The organism is Halorubrum tibetense (assembly GCF_042661865.1).
GTDB classification, from domain to species: domain Archaea; phylum Halobacteriota; class Halobacteria; order Halobacteriales; family Haloferacaceae; genus Halorubrum; species Halorubrum tibetense.
Genome location: NZ_JBHSWW010000080.1, coordinates 1 through 9,039, shown reverse-complemented (window position 1 = coordinate 9,039; position 9,039 = coordinate 1). Strand labels below are relative to the sequence as shown.

Below are 9,039 nucleotides of genomic sequence, written 5' to 3'. Positions count from 1 at the left end.
TGCCGCGGGTGTCGCCGCCTACACCGTCGGCGCGCGGGTCGCGACGCTGGCGATCGTTCCGGCGCTCGGGATGCAACAGGCCGCCCAGTCGATGATCGGACAGAACCTCGGGGCCGACGAGCCCGACCGGGCCCGCCGGACGACGACCGTCGGAACCGGGATCGTCGTCGCCGCGTTCCTCGCGCTAGGAGCGGTGCAGTTCTTCTTCGCGGGCGCGATCACCGACCTCTTCGCACCGGACCTGAGCGCGACCGGCCGCGATCTCTCCGTGCTCTACTTACAGCTCTTGGCGGTGACCTACTGGGGGCTCGGTGGCACCTACACGCTGCTCGCGGGGTTCAACGGAGCCTCCCGGACGCGGACCTCGTTCGTTGCCGACGCGATCAAGTACTGGGGGATCCGGTTCCCCATCGCCGTCGCCGCCGTTCCGACGACCGCGACGTTCGGCGCGTTCGGGGTCGCGATCACGCCGGGGCTCGGCTGGGGCGTCGAGGCGGTGTTCTGGGCGGTCGCGATATCGAACGCCGTCGGGTTCCTCGGGCTGGGCGCGTACTTCATATACGCGACGAAACGGGGCATGTTCGAGGCGGCTGCCGAGGACGCGTCGGCCGGAGAAAGCGATGGATCGGCCGGAGAAAGCGACAGGTCGGTCGAGGAAGACGACAGGTCGGTCGAGGAAGACGACGAATCGAGCGGGGAGGGCGGCGGGTCCGGAGAGACGGACGGCGCGTCGACCGCCGCCGACGACGACTGAGACGGTTACCCGAGGTCGGCCGCATCGACGACCGTCGCGAACTCGCCGTTCAGCTGTGCGAGCGCGACCCGATGTGACGTCTCCGGGTCGACTACACCCCCGTCGTGGGCGGTCCGCGCGTGGGCGGCGGTCGCGTCCGCAACGACGGAGACGTCGTATCCGCGGTTCTCCGCCGTCCGGACGGTCGTCGAGACGCAGTGGTCGGTAGTGAGCCCGCAGACGACGAGCGTGTCGTATCCCCGCTCCCGCAGCCAGTCGCCGAGCCCGGAATCGAGAAACGCGCCGTTGACGGATTTCTCGAAGGTCGCCTCGTCCTCCCGGGGTGCCGTCTCGGGTTTCCACGCGAACCCCGGCGAGTCCGGTCGGAGGGGTGAGTCGGGGTCCGTCGACGCGTGTCGGACGTGTGCGACCGGGCGGCCGGTTTCGCGCCACCGCGCTAAGAGGGCGGCGGCGACCGTCTCCGCCTCGGGGTTGTTTCGCTCGCCCCAGCCCGGGTCGTCGAAGCCGACCTGGAAGTCGACGAGGAGGAGGACGGCGTCGTCAGACGGCCCGCCGCGGGTCATTTCGTCGCCTCCGGTGTCCTCGGAGCCCCCGGGGCCCGATCAGTCATCGTCGGCTCCGGTGGCCACGGTGCGGACTCCTGTGGGCGGCTGGTCGTCGTCGGCCAGCCGCCGCCACGCGCCGGGTTCGAGGAGCGGTTCGGGGGCTTTCGGGTGATCGCGGGTCGGGGCAAGCGGGCACTCGTCCGGGCTCTCCGCGTCGTCCTCGCGGAACAGGTACTGTGTCCACTCGCGGTCGCCCTCAACCCCCCAGTCGCCGAGGTCGGCGTGGGGACAGACGCCGTCGTACTCGGTCATCCGCGACCGGATCGTCTCGCGGGCGCGCTGGCCAGCCTCAGTGTCGGCGGTGATCCCCTCGAAGACGGCCCGCGGCTGGAAGGTGATCTCGAGGCCGACCGGCGAGTACCGGCTCTTCCGCTCGTCGTAAAACGGCGCGCGGGAGGTCGGGAACAGCGGCTCGCCGCCGAAACAGAACTCCCACGTCGGGGTGTCCGGATCGGTCGGGATCGACTCCGGCCACGGTTCCGGGTCGTGAACGTGGAGGAACTCCAGGACGTGCCAGAGCCGCTCGTGGTAGTGTGCCTCGCCGGGGTCACCGGCCGGCGGCTTGAAGAACACCGCGAGCGGCGCGCGGTCGGCGTGGTCGGGGTACGTGTCGAGGTACTCAAGCAGGGTGTCACGGAGCCGTAACAGCGCGGCCGGATCGGTGGTCGACTCGCAGGCCGCGTACAGCAGATCGCCCTCCCGTTCGACCTCGATCCCGAAATAACAGGGGAACGGCGAGCCGTCGCGCTCGCCGACCATCGACTCGCGGAACGTCCGGTAGTGGTCCTGTAGCCACTCGGGCGCGTCGTCGAGCCGATCGTGGAGCGTCTCTTGGTCCAACAGCACGCCCTCGGTGCCGGGCTCGTTCATGGTAGATGTGGGTCGTAGACGGGCTTTTGCCTTTCGACGCCCCCAGCGCGGTGGGAACGGTGCGTGAGGACGTTCGAAGGGCGCGTCGACCCGGCCGCTACGAGGTCGGCTCGTGGTCGCGATCCGGCCTTCGATCGCTCCCGTCGCGGTCGGGTCGATCTGCCCGGCGGTCGAAGGCCGCGAGGATCGGGGCGGGGTCCGCGACCCGGGGGATCCGAACCGTCCGGTCGGATAGTTCGATCACGACCGACCGGGTACCGACTCGGCGGTCGATCCGATCGCGCTCGACGCGGAGGTTCGTCTCGTCCCACGGCTCGATCCGCCAGAGCGCCAGCCCGAACAGTCGATCGTACGCGACGACCGCGCGGTCCCCCTCGCTCGCGATCCGGTACTCCACCGCGCCGTACCGGAGCGCCGAGTCGACGATGAGGACAGTTAGCGGCGCGACAACCGCGAACAGTCCGATCACGAGGGCGGAGACACGGTATCCGGCGACGGCGACGAAGGCGGCCACGCCGAGCAGGAGCGCCGCCAGGAGCCACCCGCCCGGCCGGATAGCTTCGGCGAGCGGCCAACCGAAGAGTCGACCAGCGGTGGTCGGACGGCAACGCGTGTCGGGGTCCGGAATCCGGTCCCGTACCGGTTCGTCGGGGGGTGGCTCGTACGCCCAGCCGATGGCGAGGCTCGTCGACTCGTCGAACGCGGCCAGCCGATCGTGATACAGCCCGGCGAGGTCGCCCCCGAACTTGATTAGGACGGCAAGCGCGAGGACGATCGGTCCGAACGTCGCCGGGTCCGCGACCTCGCCGATCGGGGCCTCGGCGATCGCGATCCCGAACGTCGCGAGCAGCACCGTTCCGACCGTCTCCGGACTCGGTCCCTCGGTGCCGGTCAGCGCCAGCAACACCGGGCCCGTAAACACCCACAAGAGCGCGAGGAACGGTGCGATAATCGATAGAACGAGCACCGAAGAGAGGTGGATCCGGACGCCTGTCAGCGGTACGGACACCGAGGCCCGTTTGTCGACGAGCGCTCCGAGGATCAACGCGTCCGTCTCGAGTTCACTCGGTCGGCCGGCGAAGACGCCACGGAGGAGCGCGAACAGCGTCAGGACCCCTAGCTCGAACCAGTAGAGCAGTATCAGCGCCGTCGCGTCCCAGCCGAGCGCGAGGACGCCGACGAGCGGGAACAGGTTCGATATACCGACCGCGAGCGCGGCCGATCGGCTCGCGTTCGGGGATCGGGGGAGGGCGACCACGACGGACAGTCGGCCGGATTATTTATAAACTCCGTCACTGGGTGCTGTACAGCATATATAAACTGGCGTGACCGCTGGAACGACTTGGATATACTCATACTCGTCGTGTACGGACGATCGACCACGGCTAGTCGCACGCGAGTTCGTTGACGACGAGAGCGGTTTATAAGTAGTGTCTTGGATATCGACGGTCCCTTATAAACTACTCCGAACGTGGCGGCGTCGGTAAGCGCTCGGTCACCACCGATCGCTCAGTCCCCGGCGACCGCGAACCGAGACGCGTCGCTATCGGCGGTCGGCGCGGTGAGGGAGGAGACGCCGATCGTGAGGGCCGCCGAGAGGACCATCAGCCCGAGCGCGATGTCCCAGCCACCGGCCACCGACCGGGGAAGCGTCGGAACGAGCGGGAGCACCGAGGAGAACACCACCGTCAGATACGCGACCTGCGGGACGAGCACGCCGACGATCATCCCGTCGCGGGTGGTCCGGTCCCAGTACAGCGCGCAGATCACGGGGAGCGCGAGCAGCGCGAACCCGGAGAACGCGGTGTCGCCGACCTCGATCAGGGTACCGGGTCGGAGCAGGCTGGCGAGGAAGGCGAGCGTCGCGAACGCCGCCACCCCGATCCGCGCGAGCCACGCCTCGCGGCGGGCTGAGGCGTCGGGGTTGACGAACGGTCGGTAGAGGTCCCGCGTGAAGTACGACGATCCGGAGAGCAGCATCGAGTCCGACGACGACATCATCGCGGCCATCGCGCCCGCGATCACGAGCGCGGCGAACCACACCGGCGTGTACTCGTTCAATACGACGGGAAGCACGTTCGCGCCCTCGGGCACGTCGATCGGCATCCCCGCGGCCCACGCGCCGAGCATGAACGCGGGGAGGAACAACAGGAGGACCAGCACGGGCCACAGCGTGAACGACCGCTTGAGCACCGCGCCGCTCTTCGCGACGAAGAACCGCTGGTTGATCTGCGGGAACATCGTCACGCCGAACGCGATGGTGATCGCGGTGGAGATGATGAACCCGGGCGAGTAGAGCCCGCCGCCGAAGCTCCCGAACTCGGGGCGCGCCGCGAGCATGGAGTCGGTGGCCGCGCCCAGCCCGCCGACCGCCGACAGCACCCAGACGGCCGCGATCCAGACGATGGAGAGCATGAACAACCCCTGTACCGTGTCGGTCCACGCGACGCCGCGCATCCCCGCGAGCGTGACGTAGCCGATCATGAAGGCGGTGATCAGCGCCGCGCCGCCCCAGTAGGGGACCGCACCGTTCGTCAGTCCCACGATCGCTTCGCCTGCGCCCATCTGCTGGAGCATGACGTACGGGAACAACCACAACAGGCTGATCCCGGCGACGAGCGCGCGGAGTCCCGCGGAGCCGAACCGGTCACCGAGCATCTCGCCGAGTGTGAGGTAGCCGTTTCTGTTCCCGATCAGCCACTGTTTGTAGCCGATGACGTACCACAACACTGCGAACAGCACGCCGTCTAGCGCGCCCATGACGATCAGCCACTCGGGGCCGGCGGCGTACGCGAGGTTCGGCCCGCCGAAGAACGTGAACGCCGACAGCAACGTGGCGAACGTCGTGAAAAGCAACACGAGCGTCCCGATGGAGCGGCTGGCGAGGTAGTAGTCCTCGGCCGTCGCTTCCGCGACTCGATAGGCGATCAGCCCGATAGCGAGCGCGACGAGCAGGTAGCCGACGACGACGCCGAGCTGGACCGCGAGGCTCACGGCTCCTCACCCCCGCTCGCCGGCCGGCCTCCCGACTCCGAACGCTCCCCGATCGACTCCGCCCCGGCCGTCAGTCCCATCCCGCGCTCCCACGCGCCGCTCGCGACGAACCGGGAGAACAGTACGGTACACAGTCCGAGCCACCCGACGTGCCACCAGATCCACACCGGCAAGCCGGCGACGACGCGGTCGACACCCCACAGCGGCCACGGCACCGCGAACGCGACGAGTATCGCGAACGCCGGTACCCACAAGATATCTCTCCGTGATCGACTCATCAGAAATCTAAATGTAATACACACGGTTAAATCCTACTTTCCTAATTCAGTATAGGGTATCGAAGATAATTATTCTTCAAACGCGCTCGCCGGTGACTCTCCGGTCGACAGGTATTTTTCGGGAACGATCGTAATGGAAACGGGCGGTACGTACCGCCTGTTCAGATCACGATTCACATTCACATGAACGACACAGCCAAATACCTGATCCGTGCCACCATCGCGGCCGACGGCGTCGTCGAGCGGAGCGACGTCGTGGGCGCGGTGTTCGGGCAGACGGAGGGCCTTCTCGGCGACGAGCTGGACCTCCGTGACCTCCAGGACTCCTCGAAAGTGGGACGGATCGACGTCGCGATACAGTCGGAGAACGGTCAGTCCTTCGGCGAGGTGACCGTCGCATCGAGCCTCGACAAGGTCGAGACGGCGATCCTCGCTGCCTCGTTGGAGACTATCGATCGCATCGGCCCGTGTGAGGCGTCAGTCGAGGTGACGAGCATCGAGGACGTACGTGCCGCGAAGCGCCGCGAGGTCGTCGAACGCGCGAAAGAGCTCGTCGCGAGCGGTTTCGAGGAGACGAACCTCGCGAGCACCGACGTGTTAGAGGAGGTCCGCGACGCCGCCCGGATCGAGGGCGTCGCCGACTACGAGGGAGTGCCGGCGGGGCCGCGCGTCAGCGACTCCGACGCCGTGATCGTCGTTGAGGGGCGCGCGGACGTCTCCACGTTGCTCGAGTGCGGGATCAAGAACGCCGTCGCCGTCGAGGGGACGAACGTCCCAGACGCGGTCGCGGCGCTGACCCGCGATCGGACCGTCACCGCGTTCCTCGACGGCGACCGCGGTGGCGAGCTGATCCTCCGCGAGCTCGCTCAGGTCGGCGAGGTGGATTACGTCGCCTTCGCCCCGCCCGGCGAGTCCGTCGAGGACCTCGACCGTGGGGCAGTGTTCGAGGCGCTCCGCGGCAAAGTCCCGTACGAGACGCTCGCCGACGAGCCGAACCTGCGGAAGGCAGCCGGAAACGAACTGGACGGGCGCGACACGGACCCGGAGTCTATCCGATCGTCCGCTGTCGACTCCACTCGTGGAGATGGTTCCGACGGTGACGCGGACGCAGACTCCGAACGCACGACCGACACTGACGTCGGAAGCGAAGCCGACGAGACCGACACCGAACCCAACGCTGACGCCGAGGACGACGTCACAGCGGGATCCACCGACGCCGAAGCGTCGGAGCCAACGGAAGCCTCGGACGCCACTGAAGCGGCGGCTGAAACCGGGGAGCACGACGCTGCCACAGCGACGGAGTCGGCGGATCCCGCGTCCGCCGAGACGCCGTCGGAATCAGCTCCCCGGTCCATGGAGGAACACGTTCAGGAAGTGATCGACGCCGGAAGCGGGCTCGCCCGACTCCTCGGCGACGACCTCTCCATCGGTTCGGAGGTCGACGCCGACGCGGCGTTCGACGCGGTCGAGAGCGCGGACACTCCCCCGCACGCGGTTGTCGTCGACGGGCGGATCGACCAGCGCCTGCTCGATGTCGCCGCACAGCGCGGCGTCACCCGGATGATCGGTCGCGAGGTCGGCGAGTTCGTGAAGCGGCCGATCGGGACTCGCGTCTCGACGGTAGGGGAGACTTCGATCGAGGCCTGACGGCTTCCCGGCCGCTTATACGAGGCCGACCGCGCCCAACAGCGCGAACAGCGCGTCCCCGTAGGTGAGCGAGACGACCAGCCCGGCCGCCATCGGAACGACGAACGGCATTCCCGGCGACACTCGCACCGTCTCCCGGCTCGTCACTACTTCTAACCCGTCGCGAAGGGTCTCCGCGTCGGTCCCGTACGCGCCGTGGTCGATCCCCGTGAGGAACCGTTCGGCAGCCCAGGGGTCACCGATCTCTTCCTCCGACGTCTCGACCACTTCTCCCCCGTCGGTCGCCGGCCCGACGTGTGTCCCACCGTCGGTCGGGTCGAACGTCTCCGACACGCTTTCAGGGTCGCGGTGGCGGTCGGGCTCCGCGCGCAGCTCGGCCAGCGTCGTCCCGCGCCAGCGGAGGTACATCCGGAGGGCGTCGAGGTCGAGCCCGCTTCGTGTCGTCCCCGTCGTGTCCTCGAACAGCCGCCCGTGTCGCTCCGGGAGCGACGCCGTCGAGACGGGGCGCGCGAGGAACATCGTCGTCGACCGCTCCCCGCCCACGAGGTTGTAGGCGGCCAGTCCGACCGGGTACGCGAGCCCGATCAGCACCGTGTTTGTGAGCACCGTCAGCGAGAACACGCCGATCGCGGTCTCGACGGACGGGAGGCTCGCACCCGCGAGCTCGTAGGTCGGGAACGTCGGGAACACGATGGCGATGGCGATCAGCGCCTTGGCGTCCGCCCCGCCGAACGCGCCCAGATACCAGAACGCGTAGCCGAGGGGCGCGACGAACAGCAAACTGATCAGCGTCTGTACGAGGAACAGCCGGGCCTCAAACCCCGCAAAGGGAAAGAACTGGACGGCCTCGACGGCGATCAACAACACCCCGAACGCGTACAGCGGCGGCCAGAGCCGGTTCGGGAGCCGGCGCGTGCGGACGTCCCGAACCGCCGCCCACGCGAACACCGGGACGACGAGCAGCCGGAGCGCGTCCGGCAGGGTCGCGAACATGTCTACACGGGAACGGCGGGGCGAATTAGGCGTTCGGGTTCCGCCATCAGCCCTGATACTCAGCGCGCCGGCCCGGAGGCGCGATGGAGGTACATGTACAGGAGAACGGGGACGATGGTGAACACGAGCGTCGCCAGGAACCACAACACGGCCCGATTGCTCCCGCGGGCTTTCGCGTCGCGGTAGATCCACACCGCGACAGCGAGCACGATCCCGTACACGGCGAGCGTGAGCGGCCACGACCACGGAAGCGCCCCGGAGACGAGCGGATACATACGACACCGTTCGGCCGACGCCGTTTCAGCGCTTCGGCTCCGCCGGGGACGCCGGGGACCGCCAGCAGTACCGCTCGACTCATCGAGTCTCAGCGATCGGTGAGGTCCGCGGTCATCACGAAGTCCGGCTCGGCGCTTACCTCGACTCGGTTGGCCGCGACGTCGCTCACGTGATCGACGGTCTCGGGGATGAACACGCGGACGTGATCCGCGTCGCGGTCGGCCGCGTCCCGGGCGACCGCGTCCAGCAGCGCGCCGACGGCCGCCACGTCGCGCCACGCCGCGCTCCCGTAGATGGCGTGCCGCTCCACAGGGGGTTCATCCTCAGCACTCGTGTCGGCGTCCCCGTCCGCGTCGTCCGCCTCGCGTTCCCATGTCCGAGTGTGGAGGGCGAACCCGGCTATCCCGTCGTCGTCGTCCACCGCCACCAGTCGCTCCTCGTCGCTCGCCGTCGCCACCCGCTCGCGGGTCAACTGCGAGCAGGACCACGACTCGCCGGGGTCGAGCCCCAGCCCGTCGAGGTGATTCCGGGCGTCGCTCCGGCTCCAGAACGCCCACACGGCGTCGGCGTCGGGGTCGTCGACCGCCGCGTTCGGAGGAGTCGCCGGCGCGGCCGCCGGGTC

At 68.5% G+C, this 9,039-nt stretch carries 9 protein-coding genes and 1 pseudogene; 2 read left to right on the top strand and 8 right to left on the bottom strand.

The genetic code is table 11. The annotated features are described in order from the left end of the window. Window positions 1–754 (top strand): MATE family efflux transporter (locus ACFQEU_RS07395; protein WP_379780779.1); only part of this gene is annotated, 754 nt, incomplete at its 5' end. A gap of 5 nt (window positions 755–759) precedes the next feature. Here ACFQEU_RS07395 and ACFQEU_RS07390 read toward each other — a convergent pair. The 5 genes from ACFQEU_RS07390 to ACFQEU_RS07370 form a co-directional block, all read right to left on the bottom strand. Further along, window positions 760–1,317, bottom strand: a complete 558-nt coding sequence (locus tag ACFQEU_RS07390) for a cysteine hydrolase family protein (protein WP_379780777.1) — start codon at window positions 1,315–1,317, stop codon at window positions 760–762. A gap of 39 nt (window positions 1,318–1,356) precedes the next feature. After that, window positions 1,357–2,229, bottom strand: coding sequence for a YqcI/YcgG family protein (locus ACFQEU_RS07385; RefSeq protein WP_379780775.1), 873 nt, complete (start codon window positions 2,227–2,229; stop codon window positions 1,357–1,359). Between the two features lie 97 nt (window positions 2,230–2,326). Further along, a complete protein-coding gene (locus tag ACFQEU_RS07380) occupies window positions 2,327–3,487 on the bottom strand; it encodes a DUF6498-containing protein (protein ID WP_379780773.1) in 1,161 nt (386 codons plus the stop codon). A 251-nt stretch (window positions 3,488–3,738) separates the two neighbouring features. Then, on the bottom strand, window positions 3,739–5,223 hold the full coding sequence (locus ACFQEU_RS07375; RefSeq protein ID WP_379780771.1) for a sodium:solute symporter family protein: 1,485 nt from the start codon (window positions 5,221–5,223) through the stop codon (window positions 3,739–3,741). Beyond that, complete coding sequence (locus tag ACFQEU_RS07370; RefSeq protein WP_379780769.1) at window positions 5,220–5,501, bottom strand: hypothetical protein; 282 nt, start codon at window positions 5,499–5,501, stop codon at window positions 5,220–5,222. The genes ACFQEU_RS07375 and ACFQEU_RS07370 overlap by 4 nt, the downstream gene beginning before the upstream one ends. Window positions 5,502–5,684: 183 nt before the next feature. Between ACFQEU_RS07370 and dnaG the strand changes: the two genes are divergently transcribed. After that, complete coding sequence (dnaG, locus tag ACFQEU_RS07365) at window positions 5,685–7,148, top strand: DNA primase DnaG (protein ID WP_379780767.1); 1,464 nt, start codon at window positions 5,685–5,687, stop codon at window positions 7,146–7,148. Window positions 7,149–7,163: 15 nt separating this feature from the next. On the opposite strand, the gene ACFQEU_RS07360 is transcribed toward dnaG, so the two are convergent. From ACFQEU_RS07360 to ACFQEU_RS07350, 3 genes and pseudogenes are all read right to left on the bottom strand, one after another. Next, on the bottom strand, window positions 7,164–8,141 hold the full coding sequence (locus ACFQEU_RS07360; RefSeq protein WP_379780765.1) for an A24 family peptidase: 978 nt from the start codon (window positions 8,139–8,141) through the stop codon (window positions 7,164–7,166). 59 nt (window positions 8,142–8,200) lie between these two features. Continuing rightward, entirely contained in the window at window positions 8,201–8,416 is a 216-nt protein-coding gene (locus ACFQEU_RS07355) for a hypothetical protein (RefSeq protein WP_379780763.1), read from the bottom strand. Window positions 8,417–8,505: 89 nt separating this feature from the next. Next, window positions 8,506–9,039, bottom strand: a pseudogene (locus tag ACFQEU_RS07350) (GNAT family N-acetyltransferase); the annotation flags it as partial.

Bases quoted from the DNA above. Each gene is read 5' to 3' on its own strand.
- ACFQEU_RS07390 (WP_379780777.1), bottom strand. From the start codon at position 1,317: ATGACCCGCGGCGGGCCGTCTGACGACGCCGTCCTCCTCCTCGTCGAC.
- ACFQEU_RS07385 (WP_379780775.1), bottom strand. From the start codon at position 2,229: ATGAACGAGCCCGGCACCGAGGGCGTGCTGTTGGACCAAGAGACGCTC.
- ACFQEU_RS07370 (WP_379780769.1), bottom strand. From the start codon at position 5,501: ATGAGTCGATCACGGAGAGATATCTTGTGGGTACCGGCGTTCGCGATA.
- dnaG (WP_379780767.1), top strand. From the start codon at position 5,685: ATGAACGACACAGCCAAATACCTGATCCGTGCCACCATCGCGGCCGAC.
- ACFQEU_RS07360 (WP_379780765.1), bottom strand. From the start codon at position 8,141: ATGTTCGCGACCCTGCCGGACGCGCTCCGGCTGCTCGTCGTCCCGGTG.
- ACFQEU_RS07355 (WP_379780763.1), bottom strand. From the start codon at position 8,416: ATGTATCCGCTCGTCTCCGGGGCGCTTCCGTGGTCGTGGCCGCTCACG.